Raw genomic sequence first — 23594 nt, forward strand, 5'->3', positions numbered from 1 at the left:
GCGGCGGTGCAACCCGGCGGCATGGCGCGAAGTCGCCCGAGGCGCGGCCTGGTGCAGAAGGGCGGCGACGAAGGCGGTCGTGACCGCCGCACCGCCAGGAACACCCGGACCATGCGTATCGCCAGCCTCGCCGCCGCCTTCTGCCTGATGGCCCTGCCGGCCCTCGCCTCCCAGCAGTCCAGCCGCACGCCCGGGCCGCACCGGGACACCGCCGCGCTGTGCCGGGCGGAGTGCCTGGCGACCGCCGCCTCGCGCCCCGGCGGCGCCGCGCCGAATGCCGCCCAGGCCTGTTCGGTGCGCTGCGATGCCGCCGTCTCCTACCTGCGCAGCCAGGGGGAGCGGGGCACGGCGGAGGCGACGGGCCGCGGGCGGGATGCGCTGGTGCAGCCCGTGGCGACCGCCCGGATCGCCCGCCCGGCGGCGACGCATGGCGTGATCTATGGCGCGCGAACCCCCTCCACGGCCTTCGGCATGGTTGTGGGGGAGGCGGACCGCCTGGCCGCGCATCGCGGTGCGGAGCGCGCCTGCACCACCGCCGGCCCGGGCTGCCGGGTGCTGGCCGAGTTCACGGAGGCCTGTGGCGCGGTGGCGCAGGGCTACAAGCGCAGCCAATGGGCGCTGTTCATCAGCAGCGACCCCAATTCCTATGTCGTCACCAGCCTCTCCGCCGGCGCGGGCCCGCGGCAGGACCAGGCGGAGCGTGCCGCGCTGGCCGAGTGCCGTTCCCGCGACCCCCAGGCCAACTGCCGCGTCGTCGCCGCCGCCTGCGCCGGCCAGCGCGGCTGACGGCCGACGGTCCAGGGGCGTCACGCCGCTGGCAGGGGGTGCGGGGGGCAGCGCCCCCCGCCTCGTTACACGCCGCAACTGTCCCTGGCGCTGCCGCGGGCCCGTTCCGTGCTACACCCACTCCATGTCGCGCTTCCCGGCCCTCCTGCTCGGCCTGACCCTGGCTGCCCTGCCCCTCGCCGCCCAGGCGGTGGAGAGCACGCCGGTGCGCTCCCCCCGCGCGACGGTCAGCCTCGCCGCCGATGTCGCCGCCGTCGCGCCCGGCGAGTCCTTCCGGCTCGGCCTCCGGCTTCGCCTGGCGGAGGGCTGGCACAGCTACTGGCGCAATGCCGGCGATGCGGGCGCGCCGCCGGAGGTGACGCTGGCGCTGCCCGAGGGCGTCGCCGCCGGCGCGATCCAGTGGCCGATCCCGGACCGCATCCCCTACGGCCCGCTGGTGAACTACGGCTACAAGAACGAGGTGCTGCTGCCCCTGCCGGTGGCCGTCCCCGCCGGCTTCACGGGCGACAGCCTCTCCATCCGGGCGGAGGCGACCTGGCTGGTCTGCGCCGATGTCTGCATCCCGGAGGAAGGGGTCTTCACCCTCACCCTGCCGCTCGCCCCCCGCGCCGTCCCCTCCCCCATCGCGGCGCCGTGGTTCGAGGCCGCGGAGGCGCGCCTCGCCCGGCCCTCCCCCTGGCAGGCCCGGGCGGGCGCCGGGGCGGGCCGCGCCAGCCTGACCCTCACCGGCGCCGGCATCGCCCCCGCCGCGGTGAAGGACGCGCTGTTCTTCCCGGCGGAGCCCGGCGTGCTGGACAACACCGCGCCCCAGGCGGTGGTGGTGCGGGACGGGTCGCTGACCATCGGCCTGACGCTGGCCCAGGGCGTCGCGACGCCGGCGTCGCTGGAGGGCACGGTGGTGCTGCGCGATGGCGGCGGCCAGCGCGCGGGCTTCGATGTCGCGACCGGCGTGGGCGGGCCGCCGGAGGCCGCGGGCGGCCTCGCGCTGTGGCACGCCATGCTGCTGGCGCTGGCCGGCGGCCTCATCCTCAACCTCATGCCCTGCGTCTTCCCCGTGCTGGCCATGAAGGCGATCGGCCTCGCGCGCCTGTCCGGCGGCGCGGCGCGGGAGGTCCGGTGGCATGCGGCCAGCTACACGGCCGGCGTGCTGGCCTGCTTCGCGCTGGTCGGCGGCGCGCTGATCGCGCTCAGGGCGGGGGGCAGCGCGGTGGGCTGGGGCTTCCAGTTCACGGAGCCCGCCTTCGTCGCCGCCATGGCCTGGCTGATGCTGGCGGTGGGGCTGAACCTCTCGGGCGTCTTCGCCATGGGGGCCACGGTCGGCGCCGGCCAGTCGGTGGCCGGGCGGGGCGGCCATCTCGGCGCCTTCGCCACGGGCGGGCTGGCCGTGCTGCTCGCCACCCCCTGCACGGCGCCCTTCATGGCCGCCGCGCTCGGCGCGGCGCTGGTCATGCCGCCGGCCGGGACCATGGCGGTGTTCCTGGCGCTCGGCCTCGGCCTCGCGCTGCCCTATGCGCTGCTCGGCGTGTTCCCCGCCGCGGCGCGGCTGCTGCCCCGACCCGGCGCCTGGATGGAGCGGCTGCGCCAGGGCCTCGCCTTCCCGATGTATGGCGCGGCCGCCTGGCTGGTCTGGGTGCTGGCGCAGCAGGCGGGGCCGGATGGCGTGCTGTTCGGCCTCGGCGGTGCCGTGGTGCTGGCCGCGGGCCTCTGGGGATTGGGCCTGGCGCAGCGCGCCGGTTCCTCGGAAGGGGGCGCGGGCCGCGGGCGGATCGCGGGCGCCATCGGCATGGGGATCGCGGTGGTGGTCGCCATCGCCCTGCTGCCGCGCCTTTCCGCCGCCCCCGCCGCGGCCGCCGCCGCCGATCCGGGGGCGGAGCCCTGGTCCGCCGCCCGGGTCGAGCAACTCCGCGCCGAGGGCCGCCCCGTCTTCGTCAACGCCACCGCCGCCTGGTGCATCACCTGCCAGGTGAATGAACGCGTGGCGCTGCGCGGCCCCGCGGTGCGGGAAGCCTTCGCCGCGCGCAACGTCGCCTACCTCAAGGCCGATTGGACGCGCGGCGACCCCGCCATCACGGCCCTGCTGCGCGACCAGGGGCGGGAAGGCGTGCCGCTCTACCTGTTCTGGGCGCCGGGCGCCGCCGCGCCGGTGCTGCTGCCGCAGATCCTGACCGAGGGCCTGGTCCTCGACGCGCTGGGCGGGTCGTAAACACTCCGGTCATGCATCCCGCGCAGGGTGCGGGGCATGATCCGCGCAATGTTCCTGGCCGTGGCGATCGCCGCGTCGTCCTGGCCCGCCCTGGCGCAGCAGCCGCCGGCCTGCGGGCCGGCGCGGGCGGGCACTGTCGCCTGCATGTCGGGCAAGCTCTGCGAATGCCGGTATGAACGCGGCGGCAGCATCACCGGCGTCCCTTCCGGCCATCGCTGGGATTGCGGCATCCTCCGCCCCTCCTGCGGGGAAGCCCTGGCATCGCCGACCATCCCGAACCAGGGCATGACGCCCATGCCCTTCGATCCGCAGATCCTGATCGACCCGCGCCAGCCGCGGGGCGGCTACCCGTACCGCTGAATTGCACGCCGCGCCGGGGTGCCCGTAGCATCCCGGCCGATGCACCCCCCCGAAGCGCGCGACCGGCCGACCAACCACGCGTGGATCATGCTGGGGGGCGCCTTCCTCGCCTTCAGCATCGGCGCCAGCCTGATGCACGCCTACACCGTCTTCCTGCTGGCCTTCATCGCGGAATTCGGCTGGACGCGGGCGGAAGCCTCCCTCGCCTATTCCGTCGCGCAGCTGGTCGCCGGGCTGAGCTCGCCGCTCGTCGGCTACCTGGTGGACCGGATCGGGCCGTCGCGGATGGTGCTGCTGGGATCGGGCCTGCTGCTGGCGGGCCTCATCGGCACCTCCCAGGCAGGGGCGCTGTGGCAGGTGGTGCTGCTGTATGGCGTGGTGATGACGGTGGGGGCCAATTGCCTCGGCCTGCTGGTCTTCGTGCCGCTAGTGGCGGGGCTGTTCCCGGGGCGGCGGGGGATGTCGATCTCCATCCTGCAATCCGCCAACGCCTTCGGCCGCGCCGTCTCCGCCCCCGTCGCGCAGCTGCTGATCAGCGGCGTCGGCTGGCGGATGGCCACGCTGGTGGAAGCCGCCGCGCTGGCCGCCGTCACGCTGCCGCTGGCGGCCCTGTTCCGCCGCAAGCCGCCGCGGGCGGAAGGCCCCGCCCCGGCCGCCGCCCCCGCCACCGGCCCGCAATGGACGCTGGCCGCCGCGGTGCGCACGCGGCGCTTCTGGGTGCTGTTCCTGGTCTACATGCTGACCAGCGTCGGCAGCTTCCTCGTCTCCCTCCACCAGATCGCCTTCGCGGTGGATGCGGGGTTCGACCCGCTCTATGCCGCCGGCGTCCTGGGGGCGGGCAGCTTCCTGGCCCTGCCGGGCGTGATCCTGACCGGCACGCTGTCCGACCATATCGGGCGGGAGCGTTCGGCCCTGCTGGCCTATGGCATTTCCATCATCGGCTGCGGCTGCGCGCTGGCCATCACCGGCCCGGGCGACCACGTCCTGCTGTGGCTGCACGGCATCCTGTTCGGCCTGACCTGGGGCGCGCGGGGCCCCGCCATCACGGCGAAGACGGCGGACCTGTTCCCGGGCCCCCGGCTCGGCACCATCCTCGGCGTCATCACCGTGGGGTCGGGGCTGGGGGCGGCGCTGGGGTCCTGGGGCGCCGGCCTGGCCTTCGACCTTTCCGGCAGCTACCGCCCGGCCTTCCTGCTCTCCATCGCCGCCTATGCGACGGGCGCGGCCTGCTTCTGGTCGCTGCGGCGGTGGCCGGCGAAGGCCACCGCGTAGCGACCCTTACTTCCGCCCGCGCGGTGCCGGCGCGGCGGCGGGGGCCGGCGGCAGGTCTTCCTCCAGGATGCTCAGCGTGACGGCGTAGGAGACCTCGCCCTCCTCGTCATCCCGGTGGACGGTGCCGATCACCTCGCCCTCCACCGCGACCTCCACCGTCAGCCCGGCACGGGGAGGGGCGATCAGCGTGATCCGGTCCGAACCCAGGATGCGGCGCAGATAGGCCTGCACGCGCGCGATTTCGGTCGGCTTCATCCCGGCAACTCTCCCCATATCGTCGAACGGGCGCCCCTATGCACCGCCGGGCGCCGCCGGTCGAGGCGCACACGGCCCGGTGAAGATTAAGGGCCGTTCAGAAAGCGGGCTTGCCGGTCATTCTCGCGAAGACCATCCGGTCCCGGTTCTCCTGCATCAGCATGGTGAAGCCGGTGATGGTATCCAGGCCGAGGCCCCGCGGCAGGCCCGTATCGGGGTCCGGCTGCACGTCGCCATAGGCGGCGCCCGTCATCTTCTCCCACTTCCCCGCCGGCTTCTTCACCTCGACATGCACGACCGTCGCCTTCAGCACCAGGCGCACGATCGCCTCCTTCGGCGACCGGGGCTTGGTCAGGCTCGGCATGCCGCCGATCATCTGCCAGCCATGGGACAGCGCCCAGGCCGTGAGTTCTTCCTTGGTCATGGCCCGGGTCTTTCTCTCTGCGGTCCCCGCTATGGGCCCCGCCGGGGCGGGGGGTCAATCGGCGCGGATGTTCCCCTGGCGCACCACCTCCCGCCACCGCACCCGCTCCGCGCCCACCAGCGCCGCGTAGTCGGCGGGCGGGCCGCCCCGGGCCTGGGTGCCGCGTTCCGCCAGCTGGCGCACGAAGCCCGGATCGGCCAGCGCCGCGCGGGCGGCATCCGCCATGCGGTCCACCACCGCATCCGGCGCGCTGCGATGCGCGTGCAGGCCGAACCAGGCCTCCGCCTCGAACCCCGCCAGGCCGAACTCCTCGCCCAGCTCCGACAGCGCCGGCACATCGGGCAGGTCCGGCAGCCGGGCCCGGGAGGTGACCGCCAGCGCCACCACCGTGCCGGCGCGGATCTGCGGGATGGCGGTCGGCAGGTTGTCGATGAAGGTATCGACCTCTCCCCCCATCACCGCCGCCATGCCGGGGCCGGCGCCGCGATAGGGCACGTGCTGCATCGGCGCGCGCGCCAGCTGGGCGATCAGCTCCCCGGTCAGGTGCGTGGAGGTGCCGTTGCCGGCGGAGGCGAAGGTGCGGATCATCGGCCGCGCGCGGGCATCGCGCAGCAGCGCGCGCACATCGCCGCCCGGCACGTTGCGGGCATTCGCGACCCAGACATTGGGCACCGTCACCACCAGCGTCACCGCGCGGAAATCGCGCTCCGGGTCGTAGGGCAGGTTGGGGAACAGCGCCGGGCCGATGGCGTGGGACGCGATCTGCGACAGGAACAGCGCATGGTCATCCGCTTCCCGCGCGAAGCGCCCGGCGGCCGTGGTGCTGCCCGCGCCGGGCTGGTTCTCCACCACCACCGCGCGGCCGATCCTCTCCCGCATCGCGCCGGCCAGCATGCGCGCGACCACATCCGTGGTGCCGCCGGGCGGGAAGGGCACGACCAGGCGGAGATCCCGCTGCGGCCAGGATTGCGCACGGGCAAGGCCCGGCAGGGCCAGCAGGGCGGGGGCGGCGAGCAGCGCGCGGCGGAGCATGGGTTCGTTCTCCCGATTGTCGTTGCGCGGATCGTCGCTTGCGCCGCGCGGCCTGTCGAGGCTTCCGATGCCGCGCGCGCGCCGATAGCCTGCCGCCAACACCGAGGATCGCCGCCATGCACGACCTGCCCCCCACGCACCCGCCCCACGACGCCGGCGGCCGCTACGACGGCCCCGTGATGCGGGAGGAGCATGACGCCGCGCAGTGGGAGCGCGAGGCCGATGCCATCCGCATGCTGCTGGCGGACGGCAAGCGGCGGCTCTTCACCACCGATGAAAGCCGGCGCGTGCAGGAACAGCTGGACGACGCCACCTATTGGGCGATGCCCTACTACGAACGCTGGATCCTCGCCTTCTCATCCCTGCTGCTGGAGAAAGGCACGCTGACGAAAGCGGCGCTGGAGGCGGAGGAGGCCAGGCTGCGCGCCGAAGGCCTCGACCGCGTGGAGGGCGAGGCGTCGGCCCATCACCACCACGATGACGATGACCACGACCACGACCACGACCATGACGACCACCCGTACCAGGAGGATCACGACGCCGGGGAGATGGTGCTCTCCCCGCTCCGCCTCCGCGGCCTGGCCGTGCGCAACCTCCTCGTCGCGAAAGGCGTGCTGACACCAGAGGAAATCCGGGCGGAGATCGAGCGGATGGATGCGCGCAGCCCGCATCATGGCGCCGCGGTGGTGGCGCGCGCCTGGGTCGATCCCGACTTCGCCGCGCGGCTCGCCGCCGATGCGCCGGCGGCGGTGAAGGAACTCGGCCTCGATGCCGCGGGCACGAAGCTGGCGGCGCTGTTCAACACGGAGACGCGCCATCACCTCGTCGTCTGCACGCTCTGTTCCTGCTACCCGCGCATCATCATCGGCCGCCCGCCCGCCTGGTACAAAAGCCGCGCCTACCGCGCCCGCGCGGTGCGCGACCCCCGCGGCATCCTGCGCGAATTCGGCACGGAGCTGCCGCCCGGCGTGGAGTTGCGCGTGCACGACAGCAATGCGGAGCTGCGCTACCTCGTCATCCCCGCGCGTCCCGCCGGGACGGAAGGCTGGGAGGAGGCGCGGCTCGCCACCCTCGTCACGCGGGATTCGATGATCGGCGTCACCACCGCGCGCCAGCCCTGACCGTCAGGGGAAGGGGCGCAGGTTCACTTCCATCGCCGCGGCGATGACCTGCGCCTTGTGCGCGACGCTGCCGCGGCCGAGCCGTTCCAGCAGCCGGTGCTCCACCGCCGCCCCGGCCAGGATGCCCGGCGCCAGCTCGCCCGAGAAGGCCATGGACCAGCCCGCGAAGCGCCGGCAGGCGATGGGGATGAACTCCAGCAGCCGCACCTCCTGGTGCCGCGGATCGGCCAGGATGCGGTCGAAGGTATCCAGCACCGCGGCGCCGGGCCCTTCCAGCACCTGCGCGAAGCAGCCATCGCCGACGCACAGCGCCCCGGTGATGGAGGCAAGCCCGTTGCGCACGCCGGCATCCACCGCCACCGCCCGCGCCACGCGCAGCAGGCTCTCCATGTCGGGTTCCACCGCGCGGCTGACATAGGACAGGGCGAAAAGGCCGTGCTGCCTGCCGCCGCCCCCGTCGGCGGCCATCAGCCGCGCCGCGCCCCGTGGCGGCGCATCGCCGTCATTCCGCCGCGCGGGGCAGCGCGAAGCGTGCCGTCAGCTCCCGCTCCACATGGTCGAGGCTCTCCACATCGGCGAACTTCATGTCGAGGTCGAAGAGGTTGGCGCGATGCGCGCTCGGGCTCCGGTCCCCGCAGGCATCCTCCACCAGCACCGTGCGGAAATTGTGGGAGAAGGCGTCCATGGCGCCCGCCCGCACGCAGCCGGAGGTGCTGATGCCGCAGATGATGACGGTATCGACCTCGTCGTAGCGCAGGAAGGCCTCGAGCGGCGTCGCGAAGAAGCAGGAAGGCTTGTTCTTCATCACCACGCGGTCCTGCTCCCGCGGCGCATAGGCCTCCGGCCATTCATCGGCGCGGGGATCGCGGCTGTACTGGTAGTCCCCGGCGGTGCCGAGCTTCAGGTTCCAGATGCCGCGATAGCTCGGATGCGTCCGGTCGTCGCGGCGGGAGTAGTAGATCGGCAGGTCCAGCCGGCGGAACAGCGCCGTCAGCCGCGTCAGCGCCGCCAGCAATTCCGGCATCTCCCGCCCGCATTGCGAATAGGCGGGATCGACAAACATGTAAGTCGTGTCGATGTTCAGCAGCGCAGGTCGGCGGCCGATGCCGATGCGGCGGGCGAAACCGCCCTTGCGATAGGTCTCGAGCTCCTCATCGGGCACGAAGCCTCGCCATTTCTCGAGCTTCTCCATGTCAACTGCCATGGCACGTTCCCCTGATGCTTGTTGGCGCCAGGATAGCGCGCTGCCATGGCCTGTGAAGTCTTTCGCGATCCGGCCTCCGCCCCCGGCAATGACCCCTGCCGGGGCGGCGGATCAGAAGGCGCGCTTCAGCCCCACCATGCGCTCGATCACCAGCACCCCGATGACGGCCGCGATCACGGACAGCGTCGCCGCCGCGGCCGCCGTGGGGTCGAAATCATAGGTCAGGAAGTCGAACAGCGCGAGCGGCAGTGTATTCCCGCCGACCGGCTTCAGCAGAAGTGAAATCGTGAACATGTCGAAGCTGACGATGAAGGCGAAAAGCCCGCCCGTCAGCATCCCCGGCAGCACCAGCGGCAGCAGCACGCGGCGGAAGGTCTGGAACCCCCCGGCGCCGAGGCTCGCGGAGGCCTCCTCCATCGCCGGGTCCACCTGCTCCAGCGCCGCCACGATCGCCAGGAAGGCGAAGGGGAAGGCGATGACGACATGCGCGACCTGCAGCCCCGCCAGCGTCTTGCCCAGCCCGATGCCGTTCAGGAAGAACAGCAGCCCGATCGCCGTCAGCAATTCGGGCAGCAGCAGCGGCAGCGTCATCGCCACGCGGAAGGCGCTGCCGATCCGCCGCGACAGCGCCCGGTGGCACAGCGCCGCCAGCGTCGCCAGCACCACCGTCGCCACCACCGTCGTCGCCGCCACCTGGAGGGAGAGCAGCAGCGCCTCCCGGAAGGTCTCGCTGGCCAGGAAGCGCGCGAACCACTTCAGCGACAGCCCCTCCGGCGGCACGCGCATCAACTCCCCTGCCGTCAGCGATGCCGCCACCACCGCCACCAGCGGAAGCAGCAGGAAGGCGTAGATCACGCCGAGCAGCATGGCGGAAAGCGCGCGGGTCATGCCCCCGCCTTTCATGCCCGGGTGCGCTCCGCCAGCCGGTGCGTGGCCAGCGTGAACAGGATGACGACGGCGAGCGTGGAAGCCGCCATGATGACGGCCAGCGCCGCGCCGAAGGGCCAGGCGAAGGACCCGATGAGTTCCCGCACCACGACGGCGGGCATGTAGGCGATCCCCTGCCCGCCCAGCAGCGCCGGCGTCACATAGGCCGCGACGGAGAGCACGAAGACCAGCGTGACACCCGCCTGCACGCCGGGGAAGGACAGCGGCAGCGTCACCCGCCGGAAGGTCTCCCACCCCCCCGCGCCGAGCGAGGCGGAGGCATCGCGCAATTCCGGCCGCACGTTGCGCAGCGCGGTCGCGATGGGCAGCACCATGAAGGGCGTGAAGACATGCACCAGCGCCATCACCACCAGCCCCTGGGTGAACAGCACGCGCAGCGGCCGCTCGATCAGCCCCGCCGCCATCGCCCAGCGGTTGAACGGCCCATCCACCGCCACCAGCACCATCCAGCCGAAGTTGCGCACCAGCACGCCGATCAGCAGCGGAGAGACGATGCAGGCATAGAACACCACATGCCACCGCCCCTGGAGGCGGGAGAGGTGCAGCGCCAGCGGGAAGGAGATGAGCAGGCAGAGCGCCGTGATCAGCGCCCCCGTCAGCAGGCTGCGGACCAGCGCGCCGGTGTAGAGCGGATCGCCCAGCGCCCGCCCGTAATGCATCAGCGTGTGGCCGCTGCCGAAGGGCTGGCCGAAGGCCGGCGCCCGGAAGCTCATCGCCACCATCTCGACATAGGGCAGCACGAAGAACAGCGTCAGCAGCGCCACCGCCGGCAGGCCCAGCAGCAGGCGGGGCAGCGCGCGCCTCACTGCGGGATATCCGGCATCAGCCAGGCATGCGCCGTATCCACCGCGAGCCCGATCGTCATCCCCGGCTGCACCGTCGCATGGGGGCTGGCCTGCATCCGCAGCCGCGTGCCATCGGCCAGGGAGACCTCGCAGGCCAGCGCGGCGCCCAGGAAGGCGGCGCCCAGCACCAGCGCCGGAATGGCGCCCGGCGCGCCGGGATCCATCAGCGAAAGCGCCTCCGGGCGCAGCATCAGCATGGCGGGGTCGCCGGGGCGGATGCCCTCCGCCCCCGGCACCGGCAGGACCACGCCGCCGAAGGGCAGGTGGAACCAGCCCTCCGCCGTGCGGTCGCGCGGGCGGGCGGGGATCAGGTTGGCCTCCCCCGTGAAGCGGGCGACATAGGCCTCCGCCGGGCGCTGGTAGATCTCCCGCGGCGTCGCGAATTGCGCCACGCGCCCGGCCTTCATCACGGCAATGCGGTCGGACAGCGCCATCGCCTCCGCCTGGTCATGCGTGACGTAGAAGGCGGTGATGCGCGCGCGCTGCTGCACGTCCCGGATCAGCCAGCGCACCTCCTCCCGCAGCCTGGCATCCAGGTTCGCCAGCGGCTCGTCCAGCAGCAGCAGGCGCGGGCGGATCACCAGCGCGCGCGCCAGCGCCACGCGCTGCTGCTGCCCGCCGGAGAGCGCGCGCGGCAGCCTCTCCTCCAGCCCCTGCAGCCGCACCATGGCAAGCGCATCGGCCACCCTGGCGCGCTGTTCCGCCTTCGGCACGCGCCGCACGCCAAGGCCATAGGCCACGTTCTCGAACACCGTCAGGTGCGGGAACAGCGCGTAGTTCTGGAACACCACGCCGAAATCGCGCTTCTGCGGCGGCAGGCCGGTGACGCTGCCGCCATCCACCAGGATGTCCCCGCCATCCGGCTGCATGAAGCCCGCGACGCAGCGCAGCGTCGTCGTCTTCCCGCAGCCGGAGGGGCCGAGCAGGGAGACGAGCTCCCCCTCCCGCGCCTGCAGGGTCACGCCATCCAGCGCCAGCGTCGTGCCGTAGCGCTTGGTGAGCCCGACGATGTCGATCTGGGTCACGCCGGCGCCCCCCTGCGCCGGGCTCTCAGATCGCCCGCGCCCAGCGCTCGTTCATCTGCGTCGCCATCCGCGCGGCCAGCGCCCAGTCGAAGGTCAGCGTGCGGCGCAGCGCGTCCTGCGTGATGGGCAGCGCATCGGCCAGGTCCTGCGGGATGGCGACGGTGGTGTTGACCGGCGCCACGAAGAATTCCCGCGCCAGCTGCAGCTGCAGGTCGGGCGACAGGATCAGGTCGATGTAGCGGGCCATCGCCTCCTGGTCCGCGGCATTCGCGCTGGCGGCGATGCTGAAGGTCTGGTCGAACATCATCAGCCCGTCCTCGGGCTGCACGATCTCGATCGGCACGCCGCGGCGCTTCAGCGGGATCACCTCCCCATAGTCCAGCGGCGCGATCGCCACCTGGCCCTGCGCCAGCAGCGGCGCGATCTGGCCGGAGAAGGCGACCTGCGGGAAGGGCTTCAGCTCCGCCATCTTGGCGATGCCCGTATCCAGGTCATCGGGCCCGCGGCCGAACATCGTGCCCGCCTGCATCAGCAGCATGATCGCCGCCGAGTTGGTGATGGAATAGAGGCCGAGCTGCCCGCGGTAGCGCGGGTCCCACAGCTCCCGCCAGCTCTTCGGCGGCACGCGCACCATGTCCGTGCGATAGGCGATCCCGATGGGGGAGATCATGCCGATCACGCCCCGCTCCCCGGCGCTGCGCGCCACGGGCAGCAGGTTCGCCAGGTTCGGGATGCGCGCTTCCGGCAGGGGCGCGAAGAACTCCTCCTGCCGCAGCAGCACGGCGAAGCGCTCATTCGTCATCAGCCCCGGGAAGGGCGGCGCGCTTCGGCCGGCGGCGCGGAAATTCGTCACCCAGCCGCTGCCGACGCCGATGTCGAGCCGCACCGGCCGCCCGATCGCCTGGCTGAGCCGCGGCACGATGGCGCTGCGCCAGAACTGCTCCCAGCGCCCGCCATAGGTGTTGATGACGAAGGGCGCGCCGGATTGTGCCTGCGCCGTGCCGGCGGCGGCAAGGGCGGCGGCGGCGCCGAGGGCAGCGCGGCGGGTGAGGGTCATGGCAGGCGATCCTTGGGCAGCGGGGCGGTCGGGCATCAGGCGGCGGGCTGGCGGTAGGCGTAATTCTTGTTCAGCCTCTCCAGCAGGTAGTCGCCATAGAGCACGGGCGGGAAGCGCGGCGGGTTCGCCGCATCGGTGCAGCTGGGCAGGCATTCCACCCGCGCATCCATGTCCATGTCGAAGAAATAGGGGCAGGAATAGCGATCCCCGCCCGAGAGGTTCTTCACGCGGTGCGGCGTGGACTGCCAGCGCCCATTGGTCCAGCGCGCCAGCATGTCCGCCACGTTCACCACATAGGTGCCGCGGATCGGCGTCGCCTTCAGCCAGGCGCCATCCTTCCGCCGCACCTCCAGCCCGCCCGACATGTCCTGCAGCAGGATGGTCAGGAAGCCGTAGTCGGTATGCGGCGCCGATCCGAATTCGTCATCCGCGCTGTCCGGCGCCTGCGGCGGGTAGTGCAGCAGGCGCAGGAAGGTGGTCGGCTTCTCGAAGAAGGGCAGCAGCGTGTCGGCGGGCAGGCCGAGCGCCAGCGCCACCGGGCGCAGCAGGGTGCGGCAGAAGGCCTCCATCGCCGCCTGGTAGGCCAGGACCGCCGTGCGGAATTCCGGCAGCGCCGCCGGCCACTGGTTCGGCCCCTGCAGCGGCAGGCCGAAGCGCGGGTCGCCGGCCGGCACCTCATGCATGAACATGAAGCTCTCGGAGTAGTTGGGCTTCGTCACCTTCGCGACCGACGATGTCTGGATGACGGAGGTCTTGGGCGCCATGTAGCCGCGGTGGAATTCGTTCATGTCGATGGCGCGCTTGGCGGCATCGGGCAGGGCGTGGAAGGCGCGGGACGCGGCGAAGATCGCGTCCTGCTGCGCCAGGCTGATGGGCGTATTGGCGAAATAGGCGAAGCCGATGCCGCCGAAGGCCGCGTCCAGTTCCCGCGCGATGGCCTGGTCGCCCTCCGGCGTGCCGAGGCCCGCGAGGTCCACCACGGGAAGCCTGTCCGGAAGCAGGGCAGCTTCTGCCGTCGTCATGTGCAACCCTTTCGGTCCCGTCAGCGCGTGATGCGATGCGCAGCATGCATCCCAGTGGACCATGCCTCAAGCGGGGCGATTGTCAGCAAACGCCATGCCGTCATGCATTCATTGACCAAGGGGGAAGGTGGCACCGCCGCCCTCGCCCGCTCATCCGTGGCGCGACCAGGCGCCGCCTTCCGCAACCAGCGGGGAGAATGGTAAACAGGCCCGGCAACGGCCTGGGCGAGCCATGATGCGACCTCTCCGCGACCACGCCAGCGAACTCCACGCCATGGAGCGGCCGGAAGGAACGGGCGCCGTCGCGCCGGCCGCGCCGGAAGGCGCGGATGCGCGGCCCGCCCCGGGGCGTTTCCGCAACGTCTCCCTCGCCGAACTCGCCGCGCAGGGCGCGGAGCCGCCGGAGGCGAGCTTCGATTCCGTCCTGCTGGCCCATGCCGGCGCCCGCGCCCTGGCGGAGATCGAGCAGGCCGCCGCCCCGGCCCTCGCCCGGCTCTCCGCGGCCGCCACGGGCGAACCCGCCGCCATGCTCGACGCCATGCGCGCCGTGATCGACCTGCAGAACCGCCGAATCGCCAGCCTCACGGGCCTCGTCTACCTGCTCGACCGGCAGCTGAACGCCCATCAGCGCCCGCTGCACGAGGTGCTGCGCATCGACCCCCTGCCCATGGCGCATCTGCCGGGCGAGGAGACGGCGGCGAAGCCGGAGCCGCTGGCCGTGCTCTTCGCCTCCGACCGCCAGTTCATCGGCCGCAACTGGCACCCGCGGGAACAGCAGGGCGCCGTCACGCTGCGCTGGTCCGGCCCCGGCCCGGTCTCCACCGTGCTGGTGCCGAATCTCCGCGGCGGGCGCCTGCGCTTCACCTTCCAGATGTGGTCGCCGCCCTGGATCGATATCCGCTTCCACCTCGCCATCCGCATGGGCCGCGTCGCGCTCGACCTGGCGCGGGGGCCGGAGGATGGGCTGTGGGAAGCCGTGGCCGATCTGCCGCAGACGGCGGATGAGGAATACGACGTCCTCTCCTTCACCCTGAAGATGATGGAATCCCCGGCCTCGATGGGCACGGGCGCCGATACGCGCAAGCTCGGCATCGCGATGTCCAGGATCGAGATCGCGAGGGCCTGACCGCCGTGGATGTGGTCTTCGTCACGGATGTCGCCTTCTGGGAACGCTCGCTGGGCAGCGAGGAGCGGATCCACCAGCTCGTCACCGCCCTCGCCCCTTCCGCCAGGGTCGGCGTCTTCTTCATCAACAGGACGCAGCGGGAAGTGCCGAAGGGCACGCCCGTGCCGGTCTTCTCCTCCACCGCGATCGAGGTCCCGGCCGGCCAGAAGCCGGAGCAGCCGAAGGGGATCGACTTCGGCTTCGATGCCGCCACCGCGGCCGCCTTCGCCGCCTTCTGCCAGGAACACCGCCCGCAGATCGGCATCTACGAATACGTCACCACCGCCTATCTCGCGCTCTGCGCCGGCGCGCCGCCCTTCAAGGTGCTGGATACGCATGACGTGATGTCCCAGCGCGCCAGGACCTTCGCGCGCTTCGGCAAGAAGCACCACATCGCCATCACCAGCCAGGACGAACTCCGCATCCTGCACCGCTTCGACTGCATCCTGGCCATCCAGGGCGAGGATCTGGAGCATCTCGGCCGCGCGCTGGGGCGGGCCCGCGTGCTCTACCTTCCCCTCATGGTCGCGCCGCCGCCGCCACGCCGCTATCGCAGCCGCCCGGTTTCCATCCTGTTCGTCGGCGGCAACAGCCCGATGAATGCGGACGGCATGCGCTGGTTCTGCCGCGAGGTCTGGCCCCTCGTCCGGCAGGGCGACCTGCGGCTCGACGTGGTCGGCGCCGTCGGCGCCTCCATCCCCGCGGAGGCGCAGGGCGTGGTGCGGCACGGGCGCCTGCAGCGGGAAGCGCTGGAAGCCGCCTATCTGGACGCCGACATCGCCATCAACCCCGTCTATTACGGCGGCGGGCTCAAGGTGAAGACGATCGAATATGCGGGGTTCGGCATCCCGTCCGTCGTCACCGGCGAAGCCCTGCGCGGTGTGCCCCACGATCCCGCCACCGCGCCCTTCCTGCTGGCCCGGACGCGGGAGGAATTCGTGCTGCATCTGCGCCGCCTGCTGCATGACCCGGCCGCGCGGCTGGAACTGGCGGAACGCGCGCCCGCCTTCATCGAGGCGCGCTACAGCACGCGCCACGCCGCGACCATCCAGCGCCTCGTCGCCTGCGTCACCGGCGTCGCGGCATGAGGATCGCGATCTCCGGCGACGTGCTCCGCCCCTATGACCATGGCGGGAACGCCGCCAAGCAGAACGGCAACATCCGCTGGCTGCACACCATCGCCGGCTGGGCGATCGCGGAAGCCGTGGGCGCGCCGGTCGAGCCCATCCTCGGCCAGCCCGAGCACTTCTCCCTCTGGGACGCCTATTCGCGCTTCGACCGGGAATGCAGCGTGCGAAGCTGGGCCGCGCTGTATCACGCGGAACCGACGCCCGCCTTCCTCGACTACGTTCAGGCGATCTACGGCGATGCCGATTTCGTCGTGCTGTTCGAGGGCAACCAGCTGCTGCTGCGCAGCCTCGATCTCCTCGGCATCCCCTTCATCGACGTGGTGCTGCACCCCGTGCGCTTCCTGGACGACGTGGTGCTGGGCTTCCGCAGTTCCGACCCCGATGTGCAGCACCGCCTGACGGAATTCGCCATCGCGGAGGAGGTGTTCTTCCGCGAGGCCGCGCTGCTGCGCGGGGGCCTGATGAAGGACACGACGAGCATCCCGAAGGATGTGCGCGTGGTCTTCTTCGGCCAGACGGCCGACGACAAGGTGCTGATCCATGACGGGGCGCTGGTGGACCTCGCCACCGCGCCCCTGCCCTATGACACCAGGCGCTTCCAGACCTTCGAACGCGCAGGCTTCAAGCCCCACCCCTTCAACCGCGACGATTTCGGCATCTTCGCCCGGGTGCCCTTCCACCGCGTCGTCCCGGTGGAGGAGAATTTCTACCGGATCGTGTCGAGCGAGCAGATCGCCGAGATCGTCTCCGTCACCTCCAGCGTCTCGGTGGAGGCGCGGTATTTCGGCAAGCGCGGCACCCATCTCGGCCGCTTCCCCTATGAATTCTGGCCCGGCTCGCAGGGCGGCGGCGCCTATGTCCCCCTGGCGCATGAATACCTGCATGTCGCCTTCTGGCAGCGCCTCTTCGCCGGCCATCCGCCCGGCGGGGCGGTTCCGCGCGGCTTCCTCGGCCCCAGCAAGGTCCGGCTCTCGCTGCGCAGCTTCTGGGGCTTCAACGAGGTCACGCAGCGCGTCGCCGCCGGCATCGCCTGACGGAACCGTTCCACGGGTCGCGCGCGGGAGGGGGATGGAGCGGGCGATGGGAATCGAACCCACGACATTCAGCTTGGGAAGCTGACGTTCTACCTCTGAACTACGCCCGCAGCCGGAGGTGCCCCCCTCCATACCCCGCCCGCCGCCCACCCCGCAAGCCGTGCCTTGACCCCCATCGCGCCCACGCCTATCCGTCATCCCGGCGCCCTGGCGCCCCTCGCGATTTGTCCGGCCTGATTGCGGCGAGGTCCCGGTGACACGGGCGGCGGGCGTTCCGCCGAAAACAAGCGCGCTAAAGGGCCGCCGGGCCGGCCGTGCGCCGCCCGACGTGCCCCAAGGGGGGCCGGACGCCGCGTATTGGCAGCCATGCTGCCCGGAAGGTGTCCCGAATGGCCAAGTCCCTGCCCGACCGCCCGCTCCGCCCCGCAACGCTGCTGGTCCGCGGCGGGCAGATGCGCTCCAACCATGACGAGACGTCGGAGGCGCTCTACCTCACCTCCGGCTTCGTCTATGAAAGCGCCGGCCAGGCGGAACAGACCTTCCTCGGCGGCGTCCAGCACTACCAGTATTCCCGCTTCGGCAACCCCACCAGCACCATGCTGGAAGACCGGCTGGCGGCGCTGGAGGGCGCGGAAGCCTGCCGCCTGACGGCGACCGGCATGGCGGCCGTGCATGCCGCGATGCTCTCGCACCTCAAGGCGGGCGACCGCGTCGTCGCCTCCCGCGCGCTGTTCGGGTCCTGCCATTGGATCTGCTCCACCCTGCTGCCGCGCTACAACATCGCCTGCGACTTCGTGGATTGCGGCGACCTCGACCAGTGGAAGGCCGCGCTCTCCAAGCCCGCGCAGCTCGTGCTGCTGGAAACGCCGTCCAACCCGATGCTGGAGATGGTGGACCTCGCCGCGGTCTGCGACCTCGCGCATGCCGCCGGCGCCATCGTCGTGGCCGACAACGTCTTCGCGACACCGCTGCTGCAGAAGCCCATGCAGTTCGGCGCCGATGTCGTCGTCTATTCCTGCACCAAGCACATGGATGGCCAGGGCCGCGTGCTCGGCGGCGCCGTGCTCGGCCGCAAGAAGTGGGTGGATGAGGTGCTGCAGCCCTTCATCCGCAACACCGGCCCCTCCATCAGCCCCTTCAACGCCTGGGTCATCCTGAAGGGTCTGGAGACGCTGCACCTCCGCCTGCCCGCGATGTGCCGCAGCGCCGCCGCCATCGCCGATTTCCTGGCGGAGCGCAGCGAGATTTCCCGCGTCCTCTACCCCTTCCGCGTGGATCACCCCCAGCACGCCTTGGCCAAGGCGCAGATGGCGGCGGGCGGCAGCCTCGTCACCTTCGACGTGAAGGGCGGCAAGGAAGCGGCGTTCAAGTTCCTCGACGCGCTGAAGCTGATCGACGTCTCCAACAACCTCGGCGACGCCAAGTCGCTGGTGACGCATCCCGCCACCACCACGCATATGCGGGTCGGCGCGGAGGAACGCGGCCGCCTCGGCATCACCGACGGCACCATCCGCTTCTCGGTGGGGCTGGAGGATGTGGCCGACCTGATCGCCGATGTGTCGGAAGCGCTGGACACCATCGCCCCCGCGCCGGCGCCCACGCGCCGCGTCCCGATCGTGGAGGTCGAGCCGCTGCCGGAAGCGGCGCCGGAGCCCGCGCCCAAGCCGAAGAAGGCCGCCAAGCCCAAGCCCGCGCCGAAGGCCGAGCCCGTGGCCGAGGCCTCGCTGTTCGAGCTGACGGCCCCGCTGCCGGAAGCCCCGAAGCGCAAGGGCGGCTGACGCGCCATGGAGCTTTCCACCTGGCTCGCCTTCTGCGCCGCGGCGGGGGTGATGGTGCTGATCCCCGGCCCCACCATCCTGCTGGTCATTGGCCAGAGCCTGGGTGGCGGGCTCCGCAACGCGCTGCCGCTGGCGGCCGGCGTGGCGCTGGGCGATTTCGTCGCCATGGTGCTGTCGCTGGCCGGCCTCGGCGCCATCCTCGCCGCCTCCGCCACGCTCTTCACCGCGGTGAAATGGGTGGGCGCGGCCTACCTCATCTGGCTCGGCGTGAAGATGTGGCGCGCGCCGGTGACGGCGGAGGCAACGCCGCCCCTGCCGCCCGCCCGCGCCATGCGCCAGGCCTTCATCGTGACCGCGCTGAACCCGAAGGGCATCGTCTTCTTCGTGGCCTTCGTGCCGCAATTCATCGATGCGCGGGGCAGCTTCGTGACGCAGGCGGCGATCCTGGTCGCCACCTTCGTGACCATCGCCGCCATCAACGCGGCTTCCTACGCGCTGCTGGCAGGCAAGCTCTCCGGCGCCGTGCGGCGGCCTTCCGTGCGGCAGGCGCTGAACCGCGCGGGCGGGTCGGTGCTGGTGGCGGCGGGGCTCGCGGTGGCGCTGCGCCGCGCCTGAGGCCGGGAACACCGAGGCTGGACAGCGCCCGGCGCCGCGTCCAGCATTCTGCGCGGGGAGCAACGCCATGGCTGAAGACTACAGCGAAACCACGCGGGACATCCGCGTCTCCGTCCGCAGCTTCTACCTCGCGGACCAGTCGGAGCCCGAGCGCAGCCACTTCGTCTGGGCCTATCGCGTCACCATCGAGAATCGCGGCCGCCACACCGTGCAGCTGCTGAAGCGCAGCTGGCGCATCACCGATGCGCTGGGCCGCACGCAGCAGGTGCATGGCGAAGGCGTGGTCGGCGAACAGCCGGTGCTCGAGCCGGGGCAGAACTTCGAATACACCTCCGGCACGCCGCTCTCCACGCCATCGGGCTTCATGCGCGGCGCCTACCACATGGTGGTGACCGCGACGGGGGAGGCCTTCGACGTGGCCATCCCCCCCTTCAGCCTGGACAGCCCGCACCAGCCGACCAGCCGGGTGCATTGAGCCCCGGTCAATCCGCGAATTCGCCCGCGGCCTCGATGATCGGCTTCCAGCGCGCGACCTCGCTGGCCAGGAGCGCGCGCAGCGCTTCCGGCGAACCCGTCGCCTCCGGCTCCGGCGCGGTGCCCAGCTCGTTCAGCCGCGCCACCACGCGCGGATCGGCCAGCGCCACCCGCAGCGCGCGGTTCAGGCGTTCCACCACGGCCCGCGGCGTGCCGGCGGGGGCGAACAGCGCCTGCCAGATGGAGAGCTGGAAATCGGGCATGCCCGCCTCCGCCGTCGTCGGCACCTCCGGCATCATCGGCAGGCGGGCGGGGGCGGCCAGCGCGAAGGCCTTCACCGTGCGGCCCTGCACCTGCCCCAGCGCGCTGGTTGTCTGGTCGCAATAGAGGTCGATGCGCCCCGAATTCAGCTCCGGGAATACCTCGCCCGAGCTGCGGAAGGGCACCGTCGTCGCCTGGCTGCGCAGCGCCGCCTGCATCAGCATGGCGCAGAGCTGGGAGGAGGAGCCGAGCCCCGCATGCGCCAGGTTCGCCGCCGTGCCCTGGCGCTGCAGGAAGGCCGTCATCTCCGCCAGCGTCGTGCCGGGGAAGCTCGGCCGGCCGATCCAGACCATGGGGTTGCGGTTCATGATGCCGATCGGCTCGAAATCCCGCACCGGGTCCCAGGCCAGGCGGCGATAGAGCGTCGGCGCCGTGGACATGCCGATGTTGTGCATCAGGATGCGGTAGCCATCCGGCCGCGCCTGCGCCGCGCGCCCCACGCCGATGGTGCCGCCGGCGCCGGGGATGTTCTCGATCACCACGGGCTGGCCGAGGTCGCGGCCCATCGCATCGCCGATGATGCGCGCCACGCCGTCGATCGGGCCGGGCGCGAAGGGGATGATCATGGTGATGGGCTGCGTCGGCCAGGCCGGCTGCGCGGCGGCCGGGGTGGCGAAGGGCAAGGCCGCCAGCGCGGCCATCAGGGTTCGACGCAGCATCAGCAGGCCTCCTTCGAAAGGGTCACACGCCCCTGAGGATGAGAAGGGCGAGGATCACGAGGACGATCGGGTACTCCAGCCGCAGCCAGGCGCGGTCCCGCGCCAGCGTGCCCACCACGCCGGCCAGCACCGCCAGCGCCAGCGCGGCGCCGGCACCGCGCGCGGCCGGCACCAGCAGCAGCACCGCGGCCAGCGCCTCCGCCAGCCCGACCGCGATGCGCAGCCAGGCGGGGTAGCCCCAGCGGTCGAATTCGGCGCGGATGAAGCCGGGGGCCGCCAGGTTCAGCCCCGCGCCCACCGCCATGGCGGCCGCCAGCACCAGCGGCAGGATGGCCGCGGCCGTCATGCCGGGCGGTAGGCCGCGACGATGTCCACCTCCACCCGCGCGCCGGGGGTGGAAAGCTGGTTCACGCAGACCGTCGTGCTGACCGGCCGCCAATCGCCGAAATAGCGCCCCTGCACCTGGTTCAGCCCGTCCTGGTCGCGCATGTCCGTCAGGTAGCGCGTCACCTTGATGACGTCGGTCCAGCTCAGCCCCTCATGCGCCAGGATGGCGCCCAGCGTGTCGAAGACGCGGGTGCACTGGTCCTCGATCCGGACGGGATGCTCATGCTCCTCCGGCCGGTGGGGGTGGTGGTGATAGAGCGGCGATGGCGTGGCGCCGGAGATGTAGAGCGTGTCCCCCCCGCCCCGCACGCGCATGGCGGGGGCATAGGGCATGTCCGCCTGCCGGGCGGGGTTGGTCTGGATCTCGCCCAGGCGCGGATTGGTGGGCGAGGTGCGGAAAGGCGGCGGTGCGGACATTCGTCTCTGTCTCCATCGGCCGTTGTCGGCCGGCGTTCCTCGTGCTTGGGGTGAGCCTGGAGAGGCAATATCTTTCCGTCAAGATATTTCGTGGTGAGACACCTGATGACAGACAGCGTGGATGAGCTGGTCGAGGCCTGGCGCACCGCGCGGCCGGGCATCGACCCCAGCCACCTCCATCTCTTCGGCCGGATCCCCCGCATCGAGACGCAGCTGCGCCGCCGGGCGGAGGCCTGGCTGGCGCCGCTCGGCCTGAGCTGGGACATGTTCGACCTGATGGCGACGCTGCTGCGCGCGCCGGACCACACGATGCGGCCGGGCGAACTCTCCCGCTGGTGCCTGCTCTCCACCGGCGCCATGACCAAGCGGCTGGACCGGCTGGAGCGTGCGGGCTTCATCACCCGCGCGACAGACCCCGCGGATCGCCGCGCCCTGCTGGTGCGCCTCACGCCCGAAGGCCTGGCGCTGGCGGAACGCGCCGTGCCCGTGCATTTCGCCGCCGCCCAGGCCGCGCTCGCCGCCCTGTCGCCCGAGGAACGCCGCGCGATGGAGGCGCTGTCTCGCCGCCTGCTCACGGCGCTGGAGGCGGAGTCCGTTCCGGCCTGATCCGCCGGTTGCGCCCCGCCCCCCGCTCAGGCATACGCAGCCCATCCCGTCGATACCGCGCGGGAGAGAGCGGGCGAGTCGCCCCGGGCCCTTGCCCGGACGCGATCATCCCCGCCGCCGAAGGCGCAACCGGCCCCCGGAAACGCTCAGGCAGAAGGAACCGCGCGGAGAAGGGACCTCTGGAAAGCCCGCAGCCCGAACGGGGTGTGGCACCGACGGAGTAAGGCACCCCCCTCAACGGGCGGGGCCGAATCTCTCAGGTCACGGGACAGAGGGGGGCCACGGATCAACCTTCGCCACGCCGGCGGGGGCAACGCCTGTGGGGGCACCGTGGCCGATCAGACTGGCAGCGAAATGCTGCTCGAGACTCCGTTGGCATCGCTTCACCGGGAGCTGGGCGGCCGCATGGTCCCCTTCGCCGGCTACGCCATGCCGGTGCAGTATCCCCTCGGCATCATGGGGGAGCATCTGCACACCCGCGCAGCCGCGGGCCTCTTCGACGTGTCGCACATGGGCCAGGCCGAACTCGTCGGGGAAGGCGCGGCGGCGGCGCTGGAGAAGCTGACGCCGGCCGATGTCCAGGCGCTGAAGCCCGGCCGCCAGCGCTACGGCCTGCTGATGACGGAAGCGGGCGGCATCCTCGACGACTTCATGGTCACCAATCTCGGCGACCGGCTCTTCCTGGTGCTGAACGCGTCGCGCAAGCATCTCGACATCCCGGCGATCGAGGCCGTGCTGCCCGCGGGCGTGAAGCTCAACCCCCTGCCCGACCGCGCGCTGATCGCCCTGCAGGGCCCCGCCGCCGTCGCCGCCATCGCGACGCTGGCGCCGGGCATCGCGCAGCTCTCCTTCATGGGCGTCGGGCGCTTCGACATCGCCGGCGTCCCCGCCATCGTCAGCCGCAGCGGCTATACCGGCGAGGATGGCGTCGAGGTGTCCGTGCCTGCCGAGGACGCCGAGCGTTTCGCCCGCGCCCTGCTCGCCCTGCCCGGCGTGCAGCCCGCCGGCCTCGGCGCGCGGGATTCGCTGCGGCTGGAGGCCGGCCTCTGCCTCTACGGCAACGACCTCGATGAGACGACGAGCCCGGTCGAGGCGAACCTGGTCTGGACCATCGGCAAGCGCCGCCGGATGGCCTTCGACTTCCTCGGCGCCGACCGCGTGCGGGACGAACTCGACAACGGCCCGAAGCGGCTCCGCGTCGGCATCCTGCCGGAAGGCCGCCAGCCCGCCCGCGGCCACACGCCCGTGCATGCGCGGGGCGGCGAGCCTGTCGGAGAGATCACCTCCGGCGGCTTCGGCCCCTCCGTCAATGGCCCCGTCGCCATGGGCTACCTGGCCCGCCACGCGGCCGCGGACAACGCGCCGCTCGACCTGATGGTGCGCGGCAAGGCCCTGCCCGGCCGCGTCGCCGCCCTGCCCTTCACCCCCCACCGCTACGCCCGCTGAGGAGCACA

Annotated in this window: 25 protein-coding genes, 1 tRNA gene, 1 pseudogene and 2 riboswitches; of the genes and pseudogenes, 13 read left to right on the top strand and 14 right to left on the bottom strand. The window is 72.0% G+C overall.

Annotated features, from left to right (window positions below; all coding sequences use genetic code 11):
• The first annotated feature begins 111 nt into the window (after nucleotides 1–111).
• The 4 genes from JJI54_RS21320 (at nucleotide 112) to JJI54_RS21335 (ending at nucleotide 4621) form a co-directional block, all read left to right on the top strand.
• A complete protein-coding gene (locus tag JJI54_RS21320) occupies nucleotides 112–786 on the top strand; it encodes a DUF4189 domain-containing protein (protein ID WP_203075088.1) in 675 nt (224 codons plus the stop codon).
• 124 nt (nucleotides 787–910) lie between these two features.
• Entirely contained in the window at nucleotides 911–2989 is a 2079-nt protein-coding gene (locus JJI54_RS21325) for a protein-disulfide reductase DsbD family protein (protein WP_203075089.1), read from the top strand.
• A 36-nt stretch (nucleotides 2990–3025) separates the two neighbouring features.
• A complete protein-coding gene (locus tag JJI54_RS21330) occupies nucleotides 3026–3349 on the top strand; it encodes a hypothetical protein (RefSeq protein WP_203075090.1) in 324 nt (107 codons plus the stop codon).
• 39 nt (nucleotides 3350–3388) lie between these two features.
• Nucleotides 3389–4621 (top strand): MFS transporter, encoded by a 1233-nt coding sequence (locus tag JJI54_RS21335; protein ID WP_203075091.1) that lies wholly within the window; start codon nucleotides 3389–3391, stop codon nucleotides 4619–4621.
• Between the two features lie 6 nt (nucleotides 4622–4627).
• On the opposite strand, the gene JJI54_RS21340 is transcribed toward JJI54_RS21335, so the two are convergent.
• The 3 genes from JJI54_RS21340 to JJI54_RS21350 all read right to left on the bottom strand — a co-directional run bounded on the left by JJI54_RS21340 (nucleotide 4628) and on the right by JJI54_RS21350 (nucleotide 6332).
• The gene (locus JJI54_RS21340) at nucleotides 4628–4876 is read right to left on the bottom strand and encodes a DUF3126 family protein (RefSeq protein ID WP_092955850.1); all 249 of its coding nucleotides are present in this window, start codon (nucleotides 4874–4876) and stop codon (nucleotides 4628–4630) included.
• Nucleotides 4877–4973: 97 nt separating this feature from the next.
• Nucleotides 4974–5300: a hypothetical protein gene (locus tag JJI54_RS21345; protein WP_203075092.1), complete on the bottom strand. Its 327-nt coding sequence runs from the start codon at nucleotides 5298–5300 to the stop codon at nucleotides 4974–4976.
• Between the two features lie 54 nt (nucleotides 5301–5354).
• Entirely contained in the window at nucleotides 5355–6332 is a 978-nt protein-coding gene (locus JJI54_RS21350) for a Bug family tripartite tricarboxylate transporter substrate binding protein (RefSeq protein WP_203075093.1), read from the bottom strand.
• Between the two features lie 116 nt (nucleotides 6333–6448).
• Here JJI54_RS21350 and JJI54_RS21355 point away from each other — a divergent pair, with 116 nt between their 5' ends.
• A complete protein-coding gene (locus tag JJI54_RS21355) occupies nucleotides 6449–7453 on the top strand; it encodes a nitrile hydratase subunit alpha (protein WP_203075094.1) in 1005 nt (334 codons plus the stop codon).
• Between the two features lie 3 nt (nucleotides 7454–7456).
• Here the strand turns inward: JJI54_RS21355 and JJI54_RS21360 are convergent, their stop codons facing one another.
• The 7 genes from JJI54_RS21360 to JJI54_RS21390 all read right to left on the bottom strand — a co-directional run bounded on the left by JJI54_RS21360 (nucleotide 7457) and on the right by JJI54_RS21390 (nucleotide 13554).
• A complete protein-coding gene (locus JJI54_RS21360; RefSeq protein ID WP_203075095.1) occupies nucleotides 7457–7921 on the bottom strand; it encodes a BLUF domain-containing protein in 465 nt (154 codons plus the stop codon).
• Between the two features lie 34 nt (nucleotides 7922–7955).
• Nucleotides 7956–8657 carry an isochorismatase family protein gene (locus tag JJI54_RS21365; protein ID WP_203075096.1) on the bottom strand — a complete coding sequence of 234 codons (702 nt, stop codon included), beginning with the start codon at nucleotides 8655–8657 and terminating at the stop codon, nucleotides 7956–7958.
• 111 nt (nucleotides 8658–8768) lie between these two features.
• Complete coding sequence (locus JJI54_RS21370; protein WP_203075097.1) at nucleotides 8769–9545, bottom strand: ABC transporter permease; 777 nt, start codon at nucleotides 9543–9545, stop codon at nucleotides 8769–8771.
• Between the two features lie 11 nt (nucleotides 9546–9556).
• Nucleotides 9557–10411: an ABC transporter permease gene (locus JJI54_RS32995; RefSeq protein ID WP_203075098.1), complete on the bottom strand. Its 855-nt coding sequence runs from the start codon at nucleotides 10409–10411 to the stop codon at nucleotides 9557–9559.
• Nucleotides 10408–11475, bottom strand: a complete 1068-nt coding sequence (locus JJI54_RS21380) for an ABC transporter ATP-binding protein (protein ID WP_203075099.1) — start codon at nucleotides 11473–11475, stop codon at nucleotides 10408–10410. Before JJI54_RS21380 ends, JJI54_RS32995 begins: the two co-directional genes overlap by 4 nt.
• 25 nt (nucleotides 11476–11500) lie before the next feature.
• Nucleotides 11501–12532 carry an extracellular solute-binding protein gene (locus JJI54_RS21385; RefSeq protein WP_203075100.1) on the bottom strand — a complete coding sequence of 344 codons (1032 nt, stop codon included), beginning with the start codon at nucleotides 12530–12532 and terminating at the stop codon, nucleotides 11501–11503.
• Between the two features lie 35 nt (nucleotides 12533–12567).
• The gene (locus JJI54_RS21390; protein ID WP_203075101.1) at nucleotides 12568–13554 is read right to left on the bottom strand and encodes an isopenicillin N synthase family dioxygenase; all 987 of its coding nucleotides are present in this window, start codon (nucleotides 13552–13554) and stop codon (nucleotides 12568–12570) included.
• A 232-nt stretch (nucleotides 13555–13786) separates the two neighbouring features.
• Here JJI54_RS21390 and JJI54_RS21395 point away from each other — a divergent pair, with 232 nt between their 5' ends.
• Genes JJI54_RS21395 through JJI54_RS21405 form a run of 3 tightly spaced genes read left to right on the top strand, consistent with a single transcriptional unit; the run spans nucleotide 13787 to nucleotide 16883 of the window.
• Nucleotides 13787–14680 carry a hypothetical protein gene (locus JJI54_RS21395; RefSeq protein WP_203075102.1) on the top strand — a complete coding sequence of 298 codons (894 nt, stop codon included), beginning with the start codon at nucleotides 13787–13789 and terminating at the stop codon, nucleotides 14678–14680.
• 5 nt (nucleotides 14681–14685) lie between these two features.
• Entirely contained in the window at nucleotides 14686–15807 is a 1122-nt protein-coding gene (locus JJI54_RS33000; RefSeq protein WP_203075103.1) for a glycosyltransferase family 4 protein, read from the top strand.
• Nucleotides 15804–16883, top strand: a complete 1080-nt coding sequence (locus JJI54_RS21405) for a hypothetical protein (RefSeq protein ID WP_203075104.1) — start codon at nucleotides 15804–15806, stop codon at nucleotides 16881–16883. The genes JJI54_RS33000 and JJI54_RS21405 overlap by 4 nt, the downstream gene beginning before the upstream one ends.
• A gap of 35 nt (nucleotides 16884–16918) precedes the next feature.
• On the opposite strand, the gene JJI54_RS21410 is transcribed toward JJI54_RS21405, so the two are convergent.
• A tRNA-Gly gene (locus JJI54_RS21410) sits at nucleotides 16919–16993 on the bottom strand.
• Nucleotides 16994–17272: 279 nt separating this feature from the next.
• Here JJI54_RS21410 and metZ point away from each other — a divergent pair.
• The 3 genes and pseudogenes from metZ to apaG all read left to right on the top strand — a co-directional run.
• Nucleotides 17273–18454 (top strand): annotated as a pseudogene (metZ, locus tag JJI54_RS21415) (O-succinylhomoserine sulfhydrylase); the annotation flags it as partial.
• A gap of 213 nt (nucleotides 18455–18667) precedes the next feature.
• Nucleotides 18668–19276 (top strand): LysE family translocator, encoded by a 609-nt coding sequence (locus JJI54_RS21420; RefSeq protein WP_203075106.1) that lies wholly within the window; start codon nucleotides 18668–18670, stop codon nucleotides 19274–19276.
• Between the two features lie 67 nt (nucleotides 19277–19343).
• Nucleotides 19344–19751, top strand: coding sequence for a Co2+/Mg2+ efflux protein ApaG (gene apaG / locus JJI54_RS21425; RefSeq protein ID WP_203075107.1), 408 nt, complete (start codon nucleotides 19344–19346; stop codon nucleotides 19749–19751).
• 7 nt (nucleotides 19752–19758) lie between these two features.
• Here apaG and JJI54_RS21430 read toward each other — a convergent pair whose 3' ends face one another.
• Genes JJI54_RS21430 through JJI54_RS21440 form a run of 3 tightly spaced genes read right to left on the bottom strand, consistent with a single transcriptional unit; the run spans nucleotide 19759 to nucleotide 21534 of the window.
• Complete coding sequence (locus JJI54_RS21430; RefSeq protein WP_203075108.1) at nucleotides 19759–20730, bottom strand: tripartite tricarboxylate transporter substrate-binding protein; 972 nt, start codon at nucleotides 20728–20730, stop codon at nucleotides 19759–19761.
• A gap of 22 nt (nucleotides 20731–20752) precedes the next feature.
• Nucleotides 20753–21076: a DoxX family protein gene (locus JJI54_RS21435; protein WP_203075109.1), complete on the bottom strand. Its 324-nt coding sequence runs from the start codon at nucleotides 21074–21076 to the stop codon at nucleotides 20753–20755.
• Complete coding sequence (locus JJI54_RS21440) at nucleotides 21073–21534, bottom strand: RidA family protein (protein WP_203075110.1); 462 nt, start codon at nucleotides 21532–21534, stop codon at nucleotides 21073–21075. The genes JJI54_RS21435 and JJI54_RS21440 overlap by 4 nt, the downstream gene beginning before the upstream one ends.
• A gap of 105 nt (nucleotides 21535–21639) precedes the next feature.
• Between JJI54_RS21440 and JJI54_RS21445 the strand changes: the two genes are divergently transcribed.
• Together JJI54_RS21445 and gcvT are read left to right on the top strand one after the other, a co-directional pair.
• Nucleotides 21640–22140: a MarR family winged helix-turn-helix transcriptional regulator gene (locus JJI54_RS21445; protein WP_203075111.1), complete on the top strand. Its 501-nt coding sequence runs from the start codon at nucleotides 21640–21642 to the stop codon at nucleotides 22138–22140.
• Between the two features lie 50 nt (nucleotides 22141–22190).
• A riboswitch (glycine riboswitch) is annotated at nucleotides 22191–22313 on the top strand.
• A 3-nt stretch (nucleotides 22314–22316) separates the two neighbouring features.
• Nucleotides 22317–22415, top strand: a riboswitch (glycine riboswitch).
• A 79-nt stretch (nucleotides 22416–22494) separates the two neighbouring features.
• Entirely contained in the window at nucleotides 22495–23586 is a 1092-nt protein-coding gene (gcvT, locus tag JJI54_RS21450; protein ID WP_203075112.1) for a glycine cleavage system aminomethyltransferase GcvT, read from the top strand.
• Nucleotides 23587–23594: the final 8 nt, after the last annotated feature.

The sequence above is a fragment of the Falsiroseomonas ponticola genome, assembly GCF_016805305.1.
GTDB lineage: Bacteria > Pseudomonadota > Alphaproteobacteria > Acetobacterales > Acetobacteraceae > Falsiroseomonas > Falsiroseomonas ponticola.

Excerpts from the sequence above, each read along its gene's own strand:
- JJI54_RS21445 (WP_203075111.1), top strand. The coding sequence starts at position 21,640 with ATGACAGACAGCGTGGATGAGCTGGTCGAGGCCTGGCGCACCGCGCGG.
- JJI54_RS21340 (WP_092955850.1), bottom strand. The coding sequence starts at position 4,876 with ATGAAGCCGACCGAAATCGCGCGCGTGCAGGCCTATCTGCGCCGCATC.
- JJI54_RS21355 (WP_203075094.1), top strand. The coding sequence starts at position 6,449 with ATGCACGACCTGCCCCCCACGCACCCGCCCCACGACGCCGGCGGCCGC.
- JJI54_RS21385 (WP_203075100.1), bottom strand. The coding sequence starts at position 12,532 with ATGACCCTCACCCGCCGCGCTGCCCTCGGCGCCGCCGCCGCCCTTGCC.
- JJI54_RS21330 (WP_203075090.1), top strand. The coding sequence starts at position 3,026 with ATGATCCGCGCAATGTTCCTGGCCGTGGCGATCGCCGCGTCGTCCTGG.
- gcvT (WP_203075112.1), top strand. The coding sequence starts at position 22,495 with ATGCTGCTCGAGACTCCGTTGGCATCGCTTCACCGGGAGCTGGGCGGC.
- JJI54_RS21370 (WP_203075097.1), bottom strand. The coding sequence starts at position 9,545 with ATGACCCGCGCGCTTTCCGCCATGCTGCTCGGCGTGATCTACGCCTTC.
- JJI54_RS21420 (WP_203075106.1), top strand. The coding sequence starts at position 18,668 with ATGGAGCTTTCCACCTGGCTCGCCTTCTGCGCCGCGGCGGGGGTGATG.
- JJI54_RS21435 (WP_203075109.1), bottom strand. The coding sequence starts at position 21,076 with ATGACGGCCGCGGCCATCCTGCCGCTGGTGCTGGCGGCCGCCATGGCG.
- JJI54_RS21320 (WP_203075088.1), top strand. The coding sequence starts at position 112 with ATGCGTATCGCCAGCCTCGCCGCCGCCTTCTGCCTGATGGCCCTGCCG.
- JJI54_RS21405 (WP_203075104.1), top strand. The coding sequence starts at position 15,804 with ATGAGGATCGCGATCTCCGGCGACGTGCTCCGCCCCTATGACCATGGC.
- apaG (WP_203075107.1), top strand. The coding sequence starts at position 19,344 with ATGGCTGAAGACTACAGCGAAACCACGCGGGACATCCGCGTCTCCGTC.
- JJI54_RS21345 (WP_203075092.1), bottom strand. The coding sequence starts at position 5,300 with ATGACCAAGGAAGAACTCACGGCCTGGGCGCTGTCCCATGGCTGGCAG.
- JJI54_RS21350 (WP_203075093.1), bottom strand. The coding sequence starts at position 6,332 with ATGCTCCGCCGCGCGCTGCTCGCCGCCCCCGCCCTGCTGGCCCTGCCG.
- JJI54_RS21335 (WP_203075091.1), top strand. The coding sequence starts at position 3,389 with ATGCACCCCCCCGAAGCGCGCGACCGGCCGACCAACCACGCGTGGATC.
- JJI54_RS21325 (WP_203075089.1), top strand. The coding sequence starts at position 911 with ATGTCGCGCTTCCCGGCCCTCCTGCTCGGCCTGACCCTGGCTGCCCTG.
- JJI54_RS21430 (WP_203075108.1), bottom strand. The coding sequence starts at position 20,730 with ATGCTGCGTCGAACCCTGATGGCCGCGCTGGCGGCCTTGCCCTTCGCC.
- JJI54_RS21440 (WP_203075110.1), bottom strand. The coding sequence starts at position 21,534 with ATGTCCGCACCGCCGCCTTTCCGCACCTCGCCCACCAATCCGCGCCTG.
- JJI54_RS21395 (WP_203075102.1), top strand. The coding sequence starts at position 13,787 with ATGATGCGACCTCTCCGCGACCACGCCAGCGAACTCCACGCCATGGAG.
- JJI54_RS21360 (WP_203075095.1), bottom strand. The coding sequence starts at position 7,921 with ATGGCCGCCGACGGGGGCGGCGGCAGGCAGCACGGCCTTTTCGCCCTG.
- JJI54_RS21390 (WP_203075101.1), bottom strand. The coding sequence starts at position 13,554 with ATGACGACGGCAGAAGCTGCCCTGCTTCCGGACAGGCTTCCCGTGGTG.
- JJI54_RS21365 (WP_203075096.1), bottom strand. The coding sequence starts at position 8,657 with ATGGCAGTTGACATGGAGAAGCTCGAGAAATGGCGAGGCTTCGTGCCC.